The sequence below is a fragment of the Amycolatopsis sp. NPDC059657 genome, assembly GCF_042734395.1.
In the GTDB taxonomy this organism is placed as follows: Bacteria; Actinomycetota; Actinomycetes; order Mycobacteriales; family Pseudonocardiaceae; genus Amycolatopsis.
Window position 1 is genome coordinate 79470 of sequence record NZ_JBHWEB010000004.1, and the last position, 19125, is coordinate 98594.

The 19125-nt window shown below is 66.7% G+C and carries 21 protein-coding genes and 1 tRNA gene; 5 read left to right on the forward strand and 17 right to left on the reverse strand.

Features of this window, described 5'->3' with window-relative positions; translation table 11 throughout:
- Position 1: 1 nt before the first annotated feature.
- The 7 genes from ACFV15_RS03505 to ACFV15_RS03535 all read right to left on the reverse strand — a co-directional run bounded on the left by ACFV15_RS03505 (position 2) and on the right by ACFV15_RS03535 (position 6753).
- Positions 2-1360, reverse strand: a complete 1359-nt coding sequence (locus tag ACFV15_RS03505) for a S1C family serine protease (protein WP_378348538.1) — start codon at positions 1358-1360, stop codon at positions 2-4.
- 57 nt (positions 1361-1417) lie between these two features.
- On the reverse strand, positions 1418-2494 hold the full coding sequence (gene galT / locus ACFV15_RS03510) for a galactose-1-phosphate uridylyltransferase (protein ID WP_378348539.1): 1077 nt from the start codon (positions 2492-2494) through the stop codon (positions 1418-1420).
- A complete protein-coding gene (locus tag ACFV15_RS03515) occupies positions 2491-3285 on the reverse strand; it encodes a DeoR/GlpR family DNA-binding transcription regulator (RefSeq protein WP_378348540.1) in 795 nt (264 codons plus the stop codon). The genes galT and ACFV15_RS03515 overlap by 4 nt, the downstream gene beginning before the upstream one ends.
- A gap of 69 nt (positions 3286-3354) precedes the next feature.
- Positions 3355-4749 (reverse strand): ATP-binding protein, encoded by a 1395-nt coding sequence (locus tag ACFV15_RS03520; RefSeq protein WP_378348541.1) that lies wholly within the window; start codon positions 4747-4749, stop codon positions 3355-3357.
- On the reverse strand, positions 4746-5438 hold the full coding sequence (locus ACFV15_RS03525) for a response regulator transcription factor (protein WP_370944787.1): 693 nt from the start codon (positions 5436-5438) through the stop codon (positions 4746-4748). Before ACFV15_RS03525 ends, ACFV15_RS03520 begins: the two co-directional genes overlap by 4 nt.
- A gap of 52 nt (positions 5439-5490) precedes the next feature.
- On the reverse strand, positions 5491-6099 hold the full coding sequence (locus tag ACFV15_RS03530; RefSeq protein ID WP_378348542.1) for a trimeric intracellular cation channel family protein: 609 nt from the start codon (positions 6097-6099) through the stop codon (positions 5491-5493).
- 3 nt (positions 6100-6102) lie between these two features.
- A complete protein-coding gene (locus ACFV15_RS03535; RefSeq protein WP_091290244.1) occupies positions 6103-6753 on the reverse strand; it encodes a response regulator transcription factor in 651 nt (216 codons plus the stop codon).
- A gap of 181 nt (positions 6754-6934) precedes the next feature.
- On the opposite strand from ACFV15_RS03535, the gene ACFV15_RS03540 reads away from it, so the two are divergent.
- Positions 6935-7007: transfer RNA gene (locus ACFV15_RS03540), tRNA-Arg, on the forward strand.
- Between the two features lie 76 nt (positions 7008-7083).
- Here ACFV15_RS03540 and ACFV15_RS03545 read toward each other — a convergent pair.
- A complete protein-coding gene (locus ACFV15_RS03545; RefSeq protein ID WP_378348543.1) occupies positions 7084-8253 on the reverse strand; it encodes a hypothetical protein in 1170 nt (389 codons plus the stop codon).
- Between the two features lie 217 nt (positions 8254-8470).
- On the opposite strand from ACFV15_RS03545, the gene ACFV15_RS03550 reads away from it, so the two are divergent.
- Entirely contained in the window at positions 8471-8848 is a 378-nt protein-coding gene (locus ACFV15_RS03550) for a hypothetical protein (protein ID WP_378348544.1), read from the forward strand.
- 190 nt (positions 8849-9038) lie between these two features.
- On the forward strand, positions 9039-10202 hold the full coding sequence (locus ACFV15_RS03555) for a S8 family peptidase (RefSeq protein WP_378348545.1): 1164 nt from the start codon (positions 9039-9041) through the stop codon (positions 10200-10202).
- 39 nt (positions 10203-10241) lie between these two features.
- Here the strand turns inward: ACFV15_RS03555 and ACFV15_RS03560 are convergent, their stop codons facing one another.
- The 5 genes from ACFV15_RS03560 to ACFV15_RS03580 all read right to left on the reverse strand — a co-directional run bounded on the left by ACFV15_RS03560 (position 10242) and on the right by ACFV15_RS03580 (position 13721).
- Positions 10242-10784 (reverse strand): hypothetical protein, encoded by a 543-nt coding sequence (locus tag ACFV15_RS03560; RefSeq protein ID WP_378348546.1) that lies wholly within the window; start codon positions 10782-10784, stop codon positions 10242-10244.
- Between the two features lie 122 nt (positions 10785-10906).
- The gene (locus ACFV15_RS03565) at positions 10907-12121 is read right to left on the reverse strand and encodes a hypothetical protein (RefSeq protein WP_378348547.1); all 1215 of its coding nucleotides are present in this window, start codon (positions 12119-12121) and stop codon (positions 10907-10909) included.
- Positions 12118-12477 carry a hypothetical protein gene (locus ACFV15_RS03570; protein ID WP_378348548.1) on the reverse strand — a complete coding sequence of 120 codons (360 nt, stop codon included), beginning with the start codon at positions 12475-12477 and terminating at the stop codon, positions 12118-12120. Before ACFV15_RS03570 ends, ACFV15_RS03565 begins: the two co-directional genes overlap by 4 nt.
- Entirely contained in the window at positions 12477-13016 is a 540-nt protein-coding gene (locus ACFV15_RS03575) for a YbaB/EbfC family nucleoid-associated protein (RefSeq protein WP_378348549.1), read from the reverse strand. The genes ACFV15_RS03570 and ACFV15_RS03575 overlap by 1 nt, the downstream gene beginning before the upstream one ends.
- Positions 13017-13106: 90 nt before the next feature.
- Positions 13107-13721 (reverse strand): helix-turn-helix transcriptional regulator, encoded by a 615-nt coding sequence (locus ACFV15_RS03580; RefSeq protein WP_378348634.1) that lies wholly within the window; start codon positions 13719-13721, stop codon positions 13107-13109.
- Positions 13722-13894: 173 nt separating this feature from the next.
- Here ACFV15_RS03580 and folE point away from each other — a divergent pair, with 173 nt between their 5' ends.
- On the forward strand, positions 13895-14494 hold the full coding sequence (folE, locus tag ACFV15_RS03585) for a GTP cyclohydrolase I FolE (protein ID WP_378348550.1): 600 nt from the start codon (positions 13895-13897) through the stop codon (positions 14492-14494).
- A 39-nt stretch (positions 14495-14533) separates the two neighbouring features.
- On the forward strand, positions 14534-15481 hold the full coding sequence (locus ACFV15_RS03590; protein WP_378348551.1) for an RNA polymerase subunit sigma-70: 948 nt from the start codon (positions 14534-14536) through the stop codon (positions 15479-15481).
- On the opposite strand, the gene ACFV15_RS03595 is transcribed toward ACFV15_RS03590, so the two are convergent.
- From ACFV15_RS03595 to ACFV15_RS03610, 4 genes are all read right to left on the reverse strand, one after another.
- A complete protein-coding gene (locus ACFV15_RS03595) occupies positions 15426-16694 on the reverse strand; it encodes an RNA polymerase sigma factor (protein WP_378348552.1) in 1269 nt (422 codons plus the stop codon). The genes ACFV15_RS03590 and ACFV15_RS03595 overlap by 56 nt on opposite strands.
- The gene (locus tag ACFV15_RS03600; protein ID WP_378348553.1) at positions 16691-17035 is read right to left on the reverse strand and encodes a YciI family protein; all 345 of its coding nucleotides are present in this window, start codon (positions 17033-17035) and stop codon (positions 16691-16693) included. The genes ACFV15_RS03595 and ACFV15_RS03600 overlap by 4 nt, the downstream gene beginning before the upstream one ends.
- A 147-nt stretch (positions 17036-17182) precedes the next feature.
- Positions 17183-17803 (reverse strand): hypothetical protein, encoded by a 621-nt coding sequence (locus ACFV15_RS03605; protein ID WP_378348635.1) that lies wholly within the window; start codon positions 17801-17803, stop codon positions 17183-17185.
- Between the two features lie 330 nt (positions 17804-18133).
- Entirely contained in the window at positions 18134-18997 is an 864-nt protein-coding gene (locus tag ACFV15_RS03610; RefSeq protein ID WP_378348554.1) for a helix-turn-helix transcriptional regulator, read from the reverse strand.
- Between the last annotated feature and the right edge of the window lie 128 nt (positions 18998-19125).

Sequence of the window (19125 nt, forward strand, 5' to 3'; positions counted from 1 at the left end):
ACTACTTGGGCTCGATGTCCTTGCCACCCAAGGTGATTTCGAGGACGCGCTGATCGGAGGTCGTGAACTTGACCTTCTCGTTGGGCGCCCTGGTGCGGACCGCGGCAATGAGCGCGTCGGCGTCGTCGATCAGCCGATCGTCGATCTTGACGACCACGTCGCCGACCTTGAGCCCGCCCTGCTCGGCCGGGCTGCCGGGCTCGACGCTGATGATCGAGGCACCACCCTGCTCCGCAGGCTTGACGCCTGCGCCGATGAAGGTCTGCTTGGCCTTGCCGGTCTTGATGATGTCGTCGGCCGTGCGGCGTGCCTGGTCGATCGGGATCGCGAAGCCGATGCCGACGCTGCCGCTCTCGCCGCCCTGCTGGCCGCTGCCCCCGGCCGAGCGCGGGCTGTAGATCGCGGAGTTGATGCCGATGACCTGGCCCTGCATGTTCGCCAGCGGGCCACCGGAGTTACCGGGGTTGATCGCCGCGTCGGTCTGCACCGCGTCCATGACCGTGGTCTGGTCGCCGCTGCTGCCGCCCGCCTGCACGGGCCGGTGCAGCGAGCTGACGATGCCCGAGGTCACGGTGCCCGCGAGCTCGAACGGGGAGCCGATGGCGACCACGCCCTGGCCGACCGCGAGGTCGTCCGACCGGCCGAGTTCGACCGGGACGAGGTTGCTGACGCCGGTGGCCTTGACGACCGCGATGTCGGTCGTCGGGTCACGCCCGACGATCTGCGCGACCGCCTTCTTGCCATCGCGGAACACGGCCTGGATCTGGCCGCCGTTCGCGGCGACCTCGACGACGTGGTTGTTGGTCAGGATGTAGCCGTCCGCGCTGAGCACGAAACCGGAGCCTTCGCCGGCGCCGCGGCTGCCCGACACCTGGAGCTCGACGACACTCGGCGAGAGCTTCTGGGCGACCGATTCAACAGATCCAGCTGGCGCGTTTCCGGTCTGCTTCGCCGGCTTCGGCGCGTCGAGCGCGTTGTAGCTCGAACCGGTGCCGCCACCGCCGGCGAGATACCCGCCGAGGGCCCCCGCTCCACCCCCGACCAGCAGAGCGAGGACCGCCACCCCGGCGACGAGTTTCCCGGCCCCCTGCTTCTTCGGCTCCTGCTGCGGCGGCACCGCGTACACCGACGTGTTCCCCTGCGGAACCTGCCCGTAGGCGTGCTGGTACTGCTGCTGGTAGGGAGCCTGCTGTGGCTGCTGCTGTGGCGACCAGGGGCTCGGCGCGACGTAGGCCTGCTCGCCACTGACCGCGGCGTTCCCCCGCGGCGGCGTGCTCGGCTCGTCGTGCGGAGCCGGGGTCACCGGCTGGCCACTCTGCTCACCCGGCACCGGGTTGTTCTGGGGGTCGTTCTCGGTCATGTCTCTACCTTGCGGGATGGTCCTGAGAAAGACCTGAGCCCCGCCTGTGATTATGACTTAAGAACCGCGCAGCCTCTCGGCGATCTGCTCGGGAGTGGCGTCGTTGATCCACACGGCCATCCCGGACTCCGAACCGGCCAGGTACTTCAGCTTGTCCTTCGAGCGCAGCACGGAGAACAGTTCGAGGTGCAGCCAGCCGAGTTCCCTGTCCTGGTTGACCGGCGCCTGGTGCCAGCCCGCGATGTACGGCAGCGGCCTGCCGTAGAGGGCGTCGCAGCGCTTGAGCACCTGCAGGTACACCTCGGCGAAGTCATCGCGCTCGGCATCGGTGAGCGCGGGGATGTCCGGCACCTGACGATGCGGCACGACCTGGACCTGCACCGGCCAGCGCGCCGCGGGCGGCACGAACGCGGTCCAGTGCTCACCCTCGGCGATGACCCGCGTGCCGACCTTGCGCTCGGCGGCCAGCACGTCGCCCAGCACCGGGCGGCCGTGCTCGGCCTCGTACGCGCGGGCGACCTCGATCATGCGAGACGTCTTGGGCGTGACGAACGGGTACGCGTAGATCTGGCCGTGCGGGTGGTGCAGCGTGACGCCGATTTCCTCACCACGGTTCTCGAACGGGAAGACCTGCTCGACACCGTCCAAGCCGGACAGGAACTCGGTGCGGTCGGCCCACGCGTCGACCACGGTGCGCACCTTGCGCGGGCTCAGCCCGGCGAAGGAACCGTTGTGCTCGCTGGTGAAACAGACGACCTCGCAGCGGCCACGGCCCGGCGCGGTCGGCACCAGTCCCAGCCCGTCCACAGTGGATTCCTCGCCGACGACGCCCTGCGAGAACGATGGGAAGCGATTCTCGAACACGACCACGTCGTAGTCGGCGTCCGGGATCTCGCTCGGCTTGCCAGGCTTGCTCGGGCAGAGCGGGCACAGGTCGGCCGGCGGCTTGTACGTGCGCGTCTGGCGGTGCGCGGCCATCGCCACCCACTCGCCGGTCAGCGGGTCACGCCGGATCTCAGAGGTCGCGGCGACCGGTGGGAGATCACGCGTGTCGACCGCGTCCCGCTCGGTCGGCGCCTCGTCGAAATAGATGATCTCGCGGCCATCGGCCAGCTGCCTGACGGTTTTCCTCACGCCTCTTCCGCCTCGGCGACCGTCTCGGCGATCGTCAGTTCCCCCGCTTGTTCGGAGAGCACTTCCCTGGCGTGCTCGGCCAGGCCGTCGTCGCTGACGACGACATCGGCCTCGTTCAGATCGGCGATGGTGGAGATGCCCACCGTCCCCCATTTCGTGTGGTCGGCGAGCACGACCAGCTTGCGGCCGGCCTCGACCAGCGCCCGGTCGGTCTCGCTCTCGGTCAGGTTCGGGGTGGTGAAGCCGGGGCCGTCGGCCATTCCGTGCACACCGAGGAAGACGACGTCGAGGTGGAGCGTGCGCAGGCTCTGCACCGCGACCGGCCCGACGAGCGCGTCGGACGGCGTGCGGACACCACCTGTCAGCACGACCGTTCGTTCAGATTGACTCGACCCGCGCAGCACGTCGGCGACCTGGATCGAGTTCGTGACGATGGTCAGTCCCGGCACCGCGTCCAAGGCCCTCGCCAGCGTCCACGTCGTGGTGCCCGCCGAGATGCCGATCGCGGTGCCCGGCCGGACGAGCCCGGCGGCGAGTTCGGCGATCGCTTCCTTCTGGACGCGCTGGCGCACGGACTTCGCCTCGAAACCCGGCTCGTCCGTGCTCTTGCCGACGATCGAGGTCGCGCCGCCGTAGACCTTTTCTACGAGTCCTCGCCCGGCGAGCACGTCGAGGTCGCGGCGCACCGTCATATCGGATACGCCGAGCCGCCCCACGAGCTCACTGACCCGGACCGCTCCGGTCCGGCGTGCCTCTTCGAGGATCATCGCCTGTCGCTGCCGCGCAAGCACTGTTTACTCCGTCCGCCGCGCCAACCACACAAAATCCTACACGATCAAACATGTGGAAGGCGCGGCAAGTCACCCGGGTGTCCCAGGCAGCCGAAGTGTCATCAGCGCGCCACCCTCGGGCGAGCGGGCGGCGTAGACCGCGCCGCCGTGCCGCTCGGCGGCGTGCTTGACGATCGCGAGGCCGAGCCCCGAACCGGGCAGGGTACGGGCCTCTGACGAGCGGTAGAAGCGATCGAAGACCTTCGGCAGGTCCTCGTCGGCGATGCCGGGACCCGCGTCGGCGACCTCGAGCACGGCAGTGCCGTCACCGACAGGGAAGAGCCGCACCTGAACGGACGATCCGGGCGGCGAGAACTTCACCGCGTTGTCCAGCAGGTTCAACACCGCGCGCTCAAGCGCACTGGAGTCACCACTGAGCACCCATGGCTGGAGACTGACCGCGAAGTCGATCTCCCCGGCCCGCCGCCGGGCCCGGTCCAGCGCCCGTTCCACGACATCGGCGAACTCGACACGCTCGAACTGCGCGTACGGCTCATCCTGACGGGCGAGCTCGACGAGGTCACCGATCAGCTGCGTCAGCTCGTCGAGCTGACCGCGGATATCGGCCTCGATCTCGGCGCGATCCCCGTCGGGCAGCGTCCGCGCGCCCGGCCTGCTCGCGCTGAGCAGAAGCTCGAGGTTCGTCCTGAGCGAGGTGAGCGGCGTGCGCAGCTCGTGGCCGGCATCGGCGACGAGCTGACGTTGTCGCTCCTGCGACTCGCTGACCGTCCCGAGCATCGTGTTGAAGCTGGTGGTCAACCGGGCGAGCTCGTCGTCGCCGCTGACCGGAATCGGCGTCAAATCACCCGTGCGGGCGACCCTTTCGGTCGCTTGCGTCAGCCGTTCGACCGGCGCGAGGCTTCCGCGCGCCACCGCCGTCCCCGCCGCGGCGGCGAGCAGGATCCCGGCCCCGCCGATCAGCAGCAGCACGACCGACAGCTCGTTGAGCGTGCGTTTGGTCGACGCAAGCGATTGCGCCAGCACCATCGCGGAGCCATGCCCGGAGGGAAGCGCGATAACCCGCGAATCCGTCCGCTGGTCAGTGCGGATCGACTCTTCCCGGCTGCCCTGCGCGACGGCCAATTCCGACGATCCCCAGGCGGGCGGGGTACCGGCCCGTGGATACGTCAGCTGTCCACTGGGGTTGGAGGTGATGCTGAGCTGTCCGATTTGGATGTCGATGCTCGACAGGAACGCACCGGGAATCGACTCGATCCCCGCATTCACCGTCGGCGACTGGACCGCGTTGTCCGCCCTGGCACGCAGGTTGTCGTCGAGCTGCTGGTACAGGTTCTCCTTCACGGTGTAGTAGGCGCCGATCGACGCCAGCGCGACCGCGCCGGCGACGCAGGCCGCCGCGAGCAGGGCGACCCTGCGACGCAACGAGAACCGGGTGGGCTGCTTGGGGTCCGCCAGGTCGATCACGGAGGAGTCTCGCGCAGTACGTAGCCCACGCCACGGACCGTGTGGATCAGCCTCGGCTCCCCCTCCGCCTCCGTCTTCCGGCGCAGATATCCGACGTAGACCTCCAACGCGTTGCCGGACGTCGGGAAGTCGTAGCCCCATACCTCCTCCAAGATCCGGCCCCTGGTGAGCACGTGTTTCGGGTAAGACAGGAAGAGTTCGAGCAGGGCGAACTCGGTGCGGGTCAGGCTGATCTCCCTGGTCCCGCGGCGCACCTCGCGCGTTCCGGGATCGAGGGTCAGATCGCCGAACGTGAGCATCTCGCTGGCCTGACCGGAGTCGGTGTCCGGCATGGCGCGGCGCAGGAGCGCGCGAAGCCTGGCGAGCAACTCCTCGAGCGCGAACGGCTTGGGGAGATAGTCGTCGGCGCCCGCGTCCAATCCGGACACCCGGTCCGAGACGGTGTCGCGGGCGGTGAGGACAAGGATCGGCAGGTCGTCGCCGGTGCTGCGCAGCCTGCGGGCGACTTCGAGGCCGTCCAGCCGAGGCATCATCACGTCGAGGACCATCGCGTCCGGCCGGCTCGCGATGATCGCTTCGAGCGCCTGCGCACCGTCACTGGCCAGGTCGACCTTGTAGCCGTTGAACTCAAGGGAACGACGCAGGGACTCCCGAACGGCCCTGTCGTCGTCGACTACGAGAATGCGCATGGCTGTAGTTTTACCCAGCGTGCTGAGACGCGCCTAAGAACAAACACAGATTTCACGAAGCATCTTTGGCGACCGGCGCGTTCCAACGCCGCCAAAGAGCCAAAACCCGCAGTGCGACGACCACGGCCGCGGCCACCACAGTGGTGACCGCCGACGGAAGTCGCAGAACGTAACCAACCCCGACCAGCGTCGCCCCGGCCAGCGCGGCCACCGCGTAGATCTCCCGCCGCAGCACCAGCGGTATTTCCCGCAGCAGGAGATCGCGCACAGCACCGCCCCCGATCCCCGACGTCATGCCGATCAGACACGCCGCGTACACAGGCGCCCCGTAGTTGAGCGCCGTCGTCGTCCCGGCGGTCGCGAACACCCCCAGCCCGAGCGCGTCCGCGAGCAGCACGCCCCGCCGCAGCCGTGCCACTTGCGGGTGAAACACGAACACGGTGAGTGCGGTAGCGGCGCAGGTCGCCAGGTACGGCCAGTTCCGGAGCGAGGTCGGCGGATGGATCCCGAGCATCACGTCCCGCATGACCCCGCCCCCGAGCGCCGTCGTGAGCCCCACGACGACGACCCCGAAGACATCCAGCCGAGCCCTGACCGCCGCCAACGCCCCCGAAGCCGCGAACGCGACCAGTCCCAGGAACTCCAGCGCCGTGAGCAGCACTTTTTACCCGAGCAGCCCGCCGCGATAGGCAAGCAGCGCGGCCTGCACGCGGTTGGCGGCCCCGATCTTGGACAACACCGCGGAGACATACCCCTTGACCGTCGCCTCGGACAAGTGCAACTGCCCGCCGATCTCGGCGTTCGACAGCCCTTGGCCGATCAAGCCGACAACCTCACGCTCCCGTTCGGACAGAGACGCGAGCAGCTTCCGAGCGGGCTGAGCGGCCCGCTGTTCATCGCGATGAGCGCTGACCATCCGCGCGGCCACACCGGGGTCGAGCACCGCTCCACCCCTGGCCAGGTCCCTGACCGCCCTCAGCAGCGCGGCCGGATCGATGTCCTTGAGCAGGAAGCCGTTGGCCCCGAGCCGCAGCGCGAGACTCACGTACTCATCGATGTCGAAAGTGGTCAGCATGGCCACGGTCGGCGGATCGGGCAGCGCGAGGATGGCCCGCAGCGCCCGGATGCCGTCGTCAGGGGCCCGCATCTTGATGTCGAGCAACGCCACATCAGGGTGATACCGCCGGGCAGCCTCGACCGCGGATCTCCCGTCACTCGCTTCGCCCACGATCTCGATGTCAGGCGCGCCCGACATCATCGCGCGCAGCCCTGAGCGAACCAGTTCCTCGTCGTCCGCGAACATGAGCTTGATCAACGAAGCCCTCCGGCGTCCGGTGGCGCGGGTCTCCCGCAACCGTTGACAAAGGCTACCCACTGGCACCCGGAGTTTCGAAACGAGACACCTTCACGTGCTCCCCTGAGACCTCACCGAGACGTCACACACCCGGTGCATGTCCGGCTGGGCCTGGGCCGGTAGGGTGGGGGTGCACGTCCCCGCCCTCGTAGCTCAGGGGATAGAGCACCGCTCTCCTAAAGCGGGTGTCGCAGGTTCGAATCCTGCCGGGGGCACTCATCCAGCCAAGGTGCGCGCCTGGCGTGAACGGCGGCAGCATGGCGCAGCAAAGACTTCCAGAGTAGACACCCTTCAGCCACGATGTTTGGGCTGAAAAAGCAGCCGGACAACACGACCTCTCTGGAATACCGCAATCGACGACAGCAAGCCGGTCTTGATGTCGCGTGCGCGCATAGCCGCGGCTCCCTCGTCACTCAGCAGCCAGTCCTCCAGCAGTGCAGGCAAAGCGAAGCGAAGCCGAAATTCCTGAGAACCATCAGCAGGAACGATCACCCAATCTCCAACGACTTCACGACGCTCAGCGAACTCGATGTGCACCGGAATATCAGGTCCATGTCGTAAAACATAGGCGAAAAATGCTTCGACGCTATCCGGAAAGAGAACCAGCACAAACGGTGCTGCAGGGAACGCCAGCAACAAGCCGCCCGGCAGATCGGCCAGATCTTCGAAAATTCCGGAAAGATGGTCGATAGGCAGGTGTTCGACTTCTCCGCGAGCCGGATTGAGTTCGGACGCCGACCAAGCGCGGTCCACCCACCCGGCGCGACCGAATTCGACATCGTCCCTCTCGTCCGCCGTCCAAGTGCCCAGGGCAAGTCTGAACGCCGTGCGGACTTGACCTCGAGGGAAGTTGGTGATGCCGTTGGCGGTCGCGAGCCGATGTAAAGCTCGCGCAACTCGATCAGCCTCGTCAAGCAAAGACGAGAAGGCCGGGTTCGACAAGTCAACCAGCGAGATCTGCTGTGCGAGAGCGTACTGTTGTGCCGGCCAAGTGAAGCCCGCCGCAGAAAACAGGGCGTATTGATACGTGTAACGTCGGATCGGCAACCTTCGAGCACCAGCGGACGCCGTCACGTACTGTTCATTGACATCGTGCAGAACGCCGTGGGCGTTTCGAACATCGCGCAGGCTCGTCTTGGCATTGCGATACTTCGCCTCGACAAAAAGACGCAACGGCAACGAGAACGGCACCGGAAGCGCGAGTTCGCCGAGCACATCGGCTTGGTGATCCGTTCCACGACCACGAACCAAGAGTCCGTGCGCGCCCCGCTTGAGCGAATCTGGGTCTTGATCAGCGGATACCAGCAGCCGATACCCGTTGTCAAACAGGAGCCGAGCCAACAGCTCCTCCAAGACATAGCCCCGCAACGCTTCGATGGTAACCATCACGTCCCCCTGGAGATCCGGATCATGCGACATGGTCGACGACGAATCCTGGCCAATATTGCAGACACAGTTCACCTGCCCCCTAGCGAGTCATCGAGTAATCGCGACACCGCCCGAACAAGAACGCAGATCACAATACCGTCCGTCTTCGCACTAAAAGAGTGAAGGCGCCCCACGTCTTCAACTACCCAGCGGAGTTGGGAGCGACGTCAGCCTGCGCGGCGCCATGTGAGATGGCTCAATGAGTAGTTCCACGGATTCGTGAAGGCGCGCCAGTACGCACACTTAAGCCATGACCACCGCCAGCACCGACACCAAGCCGAGTCTTTTCCCGAAGCGGGTCGAGCCGAGCCGACGGGACAAAGCGCTGACCGGGGCGTTGCACGCCATCATCGCCTGGCCGTCGTTCATTGTCGTACTGATGCTGGTCGGCTTGATCGGCCTCTGGGGTAGTACCGGCATGGACAGCAGCACCGTGTTGTTCATGTTCATGCTCTTCGGTGGGCTTGCCTACGGAATGGTCGCCTGGCCGGCGGTGGTCGTGCTTTGCGCGATGTTCGCCGCACTTGTGCCTGGGCGTCGAGCCAAGAAGACGGCGTGGATCCTGTCCGCAGTCTGTGCTGTCGCGTTTCCGTTCGTGGTTCCGCACGTCATGGCGGCTCTGGGCTGAACGGCCACCCCGGCTCGGATGGGGGCAGACGATCGTCGTTCGCTCGGCCAAATGGCGTATTTCGGACATACCAAATGCTCAATAACCTCGATCGACGTGGGGCTACCGCAAACGACGCTCCGCGCGGTCGTGTGACCGATCCTCCCCGTGTGGTTGCCGGCCGATCCCTGCGAACGACAGGACGAGACGCATGCGCAAAGTACGTTGGGTGACTGCCGCGAGCGTGGTCGCGCTGGCGACCGGGCTCACGACGACGCCGGCTCAGGCTGCCGAGGGGCAGATCCTGGCCGCTGGGTCGCCTGAGGCGATCGCCGGCAGTTACATCGTCAAGCTCAAGGACGAAACCGACTCGAACAAGATCGCGGCCAAGTTCGGCGTGAAAGTCGAGCGGACCTACCAGAACGCGCTCAAGGGGTTCGCCGGGACGCTGAGCGAACGGCAGGCGAAGCGGCTGGCCGCTGATCCGTCCGTCGAATACGTCGAGCAGAACCAGGTGTTCCATGCCGAGACGACGCAGCCGAATCCGCCGTCGTGGGGGCTGGACCGGGTCGACCAGCGGAACCTTCCGCTGAGCAAGAGCTACAACTACACCTCGACCGGGGCCGGGGTGAACGTCTACGTCATCGACACCGGGCTGCGGGTCACGCACACCACGTTCGGCGGGCGGGCGAAGAACGGGTACGACTTCGTGGACAACGACGCCGTCGCGCAGGACGGCAACGGGCACGGGACGCATGTGGCCGGGACGATCGCCGGGTCGCAGTACGGCATCGCCAAGAGCGCGACCGTGTATGGCGTCCGGGTGCTGAACAACTCCGGTAGCGGGACGACGGCCGGGGTTGTCGCGGGGATCGACTGGGTGACCAAGAACGCCGTCAAGCCCGCCGCTGCCAACATGAGCCTGGGTGGTGGCGCTTCCACCACTCTCGACGCGGCTGTGCGGCGGTCGATCGCGGCCGGCATCACCTATGGGCTGGCCGCTGGGAATTCCAACACGAACGCCGGGAACACGTCGCCTGCGCGGGTGACCGAGGCGATCACCGTCGGAGCGACCACCAACACCGACGCGCGGTCCAGTTTCTCGAATTATGGGCCTGTCGTGGACATTTTCGCTCCGGGCACCGGCATCACGTCCTCGTGGGGCACCGGTGACACCGCCACGAACACCATCAGCGGGACGTCGATGGCGACTCCGCATGTCGTGGGGATCGTGGCCCGGTACCTGCAGAACCACAAGACCGCGACGCCTGCTCAGGTGCAGTCCGCGCTGGTCGCGGCCGCCACTACCGGCAAGGTGACCGGCCTGCCCTCCGGGACGGCGAACCGGCTGCTCTACCTGGACCCGGCTCAGTAAGCGACCGAGCGGCCCCGGGCTTGAGTGCCCGGGGCCGTTTCAGCGCACCACGTGCAGCGGCAACCCGGTCGCGACGTCGGTGAGGAAGTCCAGCGTGCTGAGAAGCTGGTGGGAGTCCAGGAAATCGTTCTTCTCGATCGAAAGCATCCCGCCCGCCGCGCGGAATGGGTTGAAGCGGCGGTGGTTCTCCGCGAACCAGGCTTGGAACTGCGGCGTCAGCTCGGCCTCGGAATCGATGGCCTTCGTCTTGGTCGGGTAATGCAGCGTGCTGTATTCGATCGTGGCGTCCGGCAGCGGCTGGGTGACGTGGACGACCACGGTCGTGCGAACCCCGTCGCCGACCGGATTCCCGTTGACGTCACGGGATCCGCGTTCACGGGGTGAGACGTACTCGTAAGCCGCGAACGGGAAACCGTGGTACGTGCCTTCGAGGCCGGTGCCGATGTACTCGCCGCCGTTGCGATACGGCGTCGACGCGTACTCGCGAACTTCCCGGCCGTCGTTGGGGAAGCGGGACTTCTCGAGTGCGAAATGCTCCGGCGGGTACTCCTGGAAAAGGCGCCAGCCGTTGGCTCGTGCCAAGTCCGCCGCGCCCGACCTTTGAAAGCGGCGGCTTCGCACGTCCTTCCGGAACAACCTGAAGAGGACAACGGCCATCACGGCCACAAAGATCAGGCCTGCTATGCCGCTCGCGTCCCAGTACATCAGAAGTCCAAGTTCTCCGAATTTTCCTCGCGGGTCTGGTCGTCGCCGATATCACCGTAGTCGCCCGCTTTTTCGGCACCGCTTTCGACCTCGCTGGCCTTGCGGCCGACGCTGATTCCGGTCTTGGTCCATTCCTTGCCACCGGAAGGCGGCTTGATCCCGCCGGTCTTGCCGTCGACGAAATCACCGAGCCCGGCGGCGTCCGCGGCCGCCTTCTTCGCCGTGGTGCCAAAAGACTTGCCCGCACCGGCCGTCACGCGCTTGCCGATCATGCCTTCTTCGGCGTTGTACAGCTTCTCGCCGAGCGAAGCGCGCTTGCCCGCTTCCTTGGCGGCGCTGACTTCCAGCTTGGCCATGCCGGCCTGCAACTTCTTGGTGTCCATGATCTTCTTGAAGTTCGTCTTCCACTCGGTGAAGAACTTCTTCAGATTCTGCAGCAGCTCCTGGATCTTGTTCAGCAGCTGCTGAAGCTTGCTGACCTGCTTGGTCGCCTTCGCGCCGGTCTGCGCGCCCTTGGCGGTGGTGGCGGTGCCCGCCGCGGCGGTCGAGCCGCCGAAGGTGGGCACGGCCGCGGCGAGCGCGGGGATCCAGATCATGATCAGCCAGGTGATGAACTCCGTGAGCAGCGCTTTGATGAACTCCTCGATGACCGTCATGATCATGCTGGAGATCTGCAGCAGCTTCGCGATGTCACCGGCTTGCCCGGCGATACCGTCGATCCCGGTGGAGAACTCGGCGAGCTTCTTGCCTGCGGCTTCGGCCGCGGGGCCCTTCCAATCAGCGAGCGACGAGATCGCGTCTTCGGCGAACTTCTTGCTGTAGTCGGCCAATCCGGTCCCGATGTTGCCGAAGTTCTCCGCCGCTTCCGCGAGCGCCGGGCCGTCGCCGCTGACGAAGTGGATGGCGTCCTGCAATGGCTGGACGACCGCGATCAGGAAGTTCAAGCCCTGCCCGACCAGCCAGCCGATCGGGTCGGTCGCGATGTCCTTGACGTCCATGCAGGAGCTGACAAACCCCGCGCCCGACGACGCGATCGTCTGGATCTCACTGCCTTCGACCTTGCCGTCCTTGGTCGCGTCGGTGACGTCCTTGAACACCGACGCCGCCGAACCCAGCGGTCCCGGAAGCGAGCTCGCGATCTTGTCCGTGTTGATGAAACCGGAATCGGTCGTCTTGATGCTGATACCGGTCTTCTCGCCGGTGGTCTCGGTCATTTCGCGGGCCCGATCTTCGGCGTGCGGCTCTTCGCGGGCGTCTCGAGCAGGCGCAAGATCTCCTGGAGCGCGGCGACACTGTCGTCCTCATGCGCTTGATAAGCGTTCGCGGCGCCGTTCATCTTCTCCGAAGCGGCTTCGAGACCCGCGGACATCTCGCGGAGCAGGTCGTTGAGCTCCGTGAGCATCTCCGTGTACTTACCTTTGACGAAGATGCCGACGACGCCCCAGGACTTGTCACCGACGTCGGACTGCCCGACCAGACCGGCGATCTCACGCGGAATCGCCATGTCCCCGTTCAATTTGCCCGAATACTTGCGCAGCTCGTCGATGACGACGGCGTGGCCATCCGGCATCAGTGATCCTCCTCGTCGAACAGGTTCTTCAGGAACGAATCACCCGCCGAGCCGCCACCGGAATAAGGCGGCGGCTGCGGTGTGTCGTCGGCACGCCGCAGCACCGTCTGCTCGGAGAAGTCGTCGGACGGCGGGGGCGCCGCTGGTGCTTCGTCTCGCATGTTCGACTTCAGATCGTCCACTGTGGTTCCCAGTGCCTCGGCCTGAACTTCGAGAACCTGGTCGACCAGGTCCAGCGCGCCGTTCGTGTGCTCGTCGACGATCACCGCCTGCTTGCGCGCGGCCTCCGCGACTGCCCGCTGCAGCGTCGCCATCACCACCGCGCCCAGCCCGGGGTTGTCGGCGAAACGGATCTCCTTGATCGACCCGCCGACACCCGCCACCACGGTCACCGCCCGGTCGGGTGAGGTCGCGGTGCTTTCGAGCTCGGTGAGCTCCTGCTGCATGCCGCCGAGATCGGCGAACGGCTCATCGACGTGCTTGAGCTTGGACTGGAACTGCTCGAACTGCGCCACGAGCTGGTCGAACTCGGCCGACACGATGCCTCCCGTTACTGCTTTCGGACTACGCGGGTCATGATGGCGCATTTTCCACGGCAGTGCTCGCGACTACGGGAATCTTCGCCAGAACTAAGCCCGCAGTTCCACACAGCATTCGCCGGGGCGCGGGCTCAGCACGGCCTCGGCGGGTGCTTCGAGCGCGCCGAGCAGCCCGGAGAGAAACGCCTGGTTGATCCCGCAGACCAATCCCGGCGCCTTGGCCGCCATGGGATGGAACGGGCAATTGCGCAGCCGCACGCAGGTCGGCGCTTCCCGCGCCGGCTCGAACCCGGCCCGCTGCAGTATCCCGGCCGCGACGGTCAGCGCGCGCTCGGCGCCCAGCCGCCCCGTGCGCAAACGTTCGCGTTCAGCCTCGCCGAGTGCCGAGCCACGGGCGTAGGCGCAGCGCAGAGCGGCGTCACGAGCGGTCTCGCCTTCGCGCTCGGTGAGGACGGCGTCCAGCAGGATGTCGGCGAGCACGTCGTGCTGCCGGGGCGGGATGCTGATCCGGATGTCCACCCCGGACGGCCGGTAGACCTTGGGCGCGCGCCCGACCTTGCCCGCGTGCTCATAGCCCGACCGCAGCACGCCAGCCTCGACGAGCTTGTCCAGGTGGAACGCGGCGAGCTTGCGGGAGATGCCCACCGAGGCCGCCGCCTCGTCGCGCGTGACCGGCCGCCGCGCCTGCCGGATGAAGGCGTACATGCCGTGACGCAGGTCATCCTCCAGCGCGGCGACCGCCCTGATCTGCGCTTGGGGGTCATCCGTCACCCTCTTACGATAACGCCAACGATGATGGTCGCAAGCGCGAGCCTTGACTGGTTACGTGAATAAGACCAAGATTCGTTGGCGAAACCCACGCCCAGGAGGAGACGGTCATGCACGCAGGATCCGCATTGCGCGTCGTCCATGAGCCCGAGGCGGGCGTGGATCTCGCCGCCGCCGAACTGGCCGCGGCGGCGTTCCTGCAGGCGCTGGGCATCTCGACCGGGTCGGAGAGCCTCCAGGGCACCCCTCGGCGGATGGCGAAGGCGTACGCCGAGCTGTTCACGCCCCGGCCGTTCGACCTGACGACCTTCCCCAACGAGGAAAGCTACGACGAGCTGGTGCTCGCGCGAGCCATCCCGGTGCGCTCGGTCTGCGAGCATCATCTGCTGCCGTTCGTCGGCGTCGCGCACGTCGGCTATCTGCCAGGCGAGCGGATTCTCGGGCTGTCGAAGCTGGCCAGGGTGGTCGAGCATTTCGCGTGCCGCCCGCAGGTGCAGGAGCGGCTGACCAAGCAGGTCGCCGACTGGCTGAACGACCAGCTCTCCCCCAAGGGCGTCGGCGTGGTCATCGAGGCCGAGCACAGCTGCATGACCCTGCGTGGCGTGCAGGCCGTCGGGTCGAGCACGGTCACCTCGACGCTGCTCGGGTCGTTGCGGTCGGACCCGCGCTCCCGGCAGGAGTTTTTCGCGCTGACCGGGGTGAACGCGTAACACCGATGAGTTCAGCGGCGCGGTGACGTTCTACTGTGCATGAACCGCACAGACACTTCTGGACTGGCCATGCAGGACGAAGCCACTTTCGCCGCCCTCGTCGGGCGCCACCGGCGTGAGCTCCACGTGCACTGCTACCGCATGCTCGGCTCGTTCACCGACGCCGACGACCTGGTGCAGGAGACCTTCCTGCGCGCGTGGAGCAAACGCGAGACGTTCGACGGCGACGCCTTCCGGGCGTGGCTGTACCGGATCGCGACCAACGCGTGTCTCGACTTCCTCCGCCGGACCTCGCGCCAGGTCACGAAGCTGACCTCCTTCGCCGAGGTCTCCTGGCTCCAGCCGTATCCGGACCGGCTGCTGGACGGGATCGAGCAGCCGGACGCGGTGGCCGTCGCCCGCGAGACGATCGAGCTGGCGTTCCTGGCCGCCATCCAGCTGCTGCCGCCGAAGCAGCGGGCCACGCTCATCCTGCGTGACGTGCTCGGCTGGTCCGCCAACGAGACCGCGGAAACCCTCGAGCTCAGCGTGGCTTCGGCCAACAGCGCTCTCCAGCGCGCGAGAGCCACCCTGCGCGAGGAGCTGCCTTCAAGGCGGCTCGACTGGACCACGAACGAGGCCAGCGCTGAGGAAATGGCCACGCTCAAACGCTTTGTGACCGCACACGTCGAGTCGGACTGGGCCGCGCTGGCCACCTTGGTCAGCGAGGACGTCCGGGTCACCATGCCGCCGCATCCGGTCTGTTTCGACGGCCGCGACGCGCTTTCCGGGCTCGGCGAGGAGGCCGACCGCATGGGCGTGTGGAAGCGCGTGCTCACCACGGCCAACCGGATGCCCGCCGCCGTCGGCTACGTCAAACGGCCGGGCGACACCGAGTATCACGCCTGGATGATCGACGTCCTGCGCGTCGTGGACGGCCGGATCGCCGAGATCACGACCTTTCCGCCGGACCTCCTTCCCGCGTTCGGGCTGTCCGCGACGCTGTGAGCCTGCCGGTCAGGAACGCGCGCTCGGCCTCGTTCTCCGCGAGGTCGAGCGCGGCCAGGTAGGCGTCGGCCGCATCTGCGTGCCTGCCGAGCCTGCGCAGGAAATCGGCCTTCGCCGCCGGAAGATAGCGATATCCCGCCAATCTGCTGTCGGCTTCCAGCCGCTCGATCTCGGCGAGCGCCTCGGCCGGACCGTCCACCATGGACACGGCGACCGCGCGGTTGAGCGCGACGACCGGGGACGGCCAGATCTTGAGCAACGCGTCGTACAGCGTGACTATCTGGGACCAATCGGTCTCCTCGAAGCTCGGCGCTTCGGCGTGCAACGCGGCGATGGCCGCCTGCAGCCCGAAACGGCCCGCGTTCCCGCCACGCAACGCGCCGACGACCAGCTCATGACTCGCCGCGATGGCCTCGTGGTCCCACAACGACCGGTCCTGCTCCTCCAGCAGGAGCAGGCGGCCATCGGCGTCGGTGCGGGTCGCGCGGCGGGCGTCGGTGACCATCAGCAACGCGAGCAGTCCGCGTACCTCGCGCTCGTCCGGCATCAGCGCGTGCAGCACCCGCGCCAGTTCCAGCGCGCGCTCGACCAGGTCGTTGCGGACGAGCTGGTCGCCGGATGGCGCGGTGTGCCCGGTCGTGTAGAGCAGGTGGACGACGGTGAGCACGGCGTCGAGCCGGTCCGGCAGCTCGCTGGCCGACGGCACCCGGTACGGGATACGGGCGGCGGTGATCTTCTTCTTGGCCCGTGTCACCCGCGCGGCCATCGTCGAATCCGAGACGAGGAACGCCTTCGCGATCTCGTCGGTGGTCACGCCGCACACCAGCCGCAGGGTGAGCGCGATCTGCGCTTCACGCGCCAGCGCCGGGTGGCAGCAGGTGAAGATCAGCCGGAGCCGGTCGTCCGGCACCGCGTATTCGGTGGGAATGTCCATCTCGGACTCTTCCGGCTCGATGAGGAGTGGCAGTTTCTTCTTGAGTGTCTGGTCGCGCCGTAACACGTCCAGCGCGCGACGGCGGGCCGCGGTGGTCAGCCAGGCGCCGGGACTCTTGGGCACGCCATCGCGTTCCCAGGCGTCCAGCGCCGACAAATAGGCCTCCTGAACGCATTCCTCGGCCAGGTCGAAGTCGCGCGTGACCCGCGCCGTCGCGGCGAGCACGAATGTCCACTCGCGACGGTGCGCGTCCGCGACCGCGGCCTCGGCGAGACTCACGGCCTGAGTTCGAGGCCCAGCAACGGCCGCACCTCGACCCCGCCGCGCCAGGTCGCCGGGTTGAGCCTGGCCATCGACAGCGCGTGGTCCAGGTCCCGCGCCTCGAGGATGTACAGGCCGGCGATGACCTCCTTGGACTCGATGAACGGCCCGTCGGTGATGACGTCGCCGCGGATCGACGTGGCCGTGGTGCTCGGCTGCAGCGCCACGCCCGCGCGGATGGACCCGCCGAGTTCCTTCACCTGGTTTTCGTGGTTCATGTGGGCTTCGAGCTCCTCCGGCGGTACGTCCGCGTCATCGCCGGGAGCGGGTGAGTAGAGCAGAACCGCGTACTGGGCCATGGGACCGACCTTTCTGTTGATCTCTTCTTACACGGAGGCACCGACAGGATCAGCGCACGCCGAGACGGCCCGCGTCCCTCCGCCGAGGGGTCCTCCACCCCTACGACGAACGGACGGAGCCGGATTCGACAGCCTCCGCGAAAGTTCTCAGCCGACCGCCGAACTCGGCGGCCGGAGCCGGATCAACGGCAGCCGTCGCCGGAAGTCACCCGACGTCGGCTGCCTCGGCACGGCGGCGGGCAGCCGCAACCAGCCACGGTGATACTGCCCGGCGACCCGCACCTGCACCGAGGGCTGGAAGTCGTGCTGGTCGATGCCCTCGTAGCCATGCCGGACGATCGAGAAGTAGATGTTGTCCGAAACGACCACCGTCAGCGGATCCGCCGACTTCTTCAGCGCCTGCTTCACCTGCGGCGCGTCGAGCAGCCGGAAGGCGACGTCGAGCGTCTCGCCGAACCAGCCCTGCGGATCGCAGTGCACCTCGCCGGCGTGCAGCACCGCCCTCATCCGGAGCCGCATCTCCGGGTAGTCGAGCGTGTGCTCGACCAGCAGCGCGCTCAGCGTCGGGATGAGGTGACTGAGGAACACGGTCTTCGGCACCTCGTCGACGGGCTGGATCAACACCAGCACGCCGTCGCCCCGATCGATCAACGGCTCGCGGAACGCCTCGGCGATCCCGGCTTCAGCCATGCTCCGCGCCAGCAGGTCGTACATGACGGCACGAAGCCCGCCCTTGGCCACGTTGTTGTGTGCGGTCGACCCTTCCATGTCCACCGCGAAGACGGTGCGGTGCCTGGGTGGACAGGGAAGCGGGACGTTCACGGCGCCCGCCTGAGACAGGATTTCATGGTGTACCTCCCCGCAAACCAAACGCGAATACCGTTACGACTTTGCAGATGCCCTTGCGTGCCAACGATTTCACGTCGACACCCAAGGACCGGCTCCTTCATTGGAGTGACCGGGGTCGGCAAGGCGGTTCGGCAGCGGTACGGTAGCCCGTACGGCATCGACTCCCTGCCGCATGCACGCGGGTCGGACGATTTGCCTACGGGGCGGCTTCTGTTGCAGCAGGAGCCGCCCCCTTTTCCTTCGCTCATCTCATGAGCTTTCCCCTAACTCAGCCAAGATCTTGTCGATCAGCTTGACGCTGTCGTCCTCCGTGAGCGCGAGCCCTTCGAGCTCGTCGAAGATCCTGAGGTAGTCCTTCGTCTGGTCGGTGAACTCCTCGACGAGGATGTCCTGATCCGGGATCTCGAGCAGCAGCACGACATCGTTCTCCATCTCCGAGAGCTGGAAGAGAGCGAAGGAGCTGGCCAAACCCTTGTGCGGACCCGCGGAGAACGGGATGACACGGACGTCGACATTCGTCAGTGCGGCGACCTCTTTCAACCGAAGCAACTGCCCGCGCATCACCTTCGCGCTCCCCATCGTGCGGCGCAGGACAGCCTCATCCATAAGGAACACCATGTGCGGGCCGTCGGGCGCGATGAGTTCTTGGCGCCGCAGCCGGACCGCCGTGCCCCGTTCGATTCGTTCCGGCTCGGTGTGGTGCCGGCCCATCAGAGCCGTCGCATAGTCCTTCGTCTGCAAGAGGCCGGGGATCACCCGCCCCTGGAACTGCTTGACTCCGATCGCGGAGGCTTCGAGCCCCAGGAAGTTCAGGAACTGCTGGTCGTAGATGTCCTTGTAGGCATGCCACCAGGCAGGTTTCTTACCAGCACGAGCCAGCTCCACCAGCTGCTCGACTCGGTCGTCTTCGGTGATCCGGTAGTGGAGCAGCAGGGCTTTGAGATCGGTGATCGAAATCCCCACCACCCCCTTCTCGATGCGAATCAGCTTCGAAGAGGACCAATCAAGAGCGTCGGCGACATCTCGCTGCGTGAGCCCTTGCTGCTCACGTTCCTGCTTCAGGACGGCCCGCAGGCGTCGAAGCTGGCCGACGGGGGTTTCACCCCTGGTCATCATGTTCCTCCTCGTCGAGCAGCAGATCGCAATCTGCCACATGGCACTATGTTAGCAAGCATCGTGGCACACCGCATATCGCCGCGTGCGAAAGGAGTGTTTCTTCTCGGACACATGGCGGATCGCCA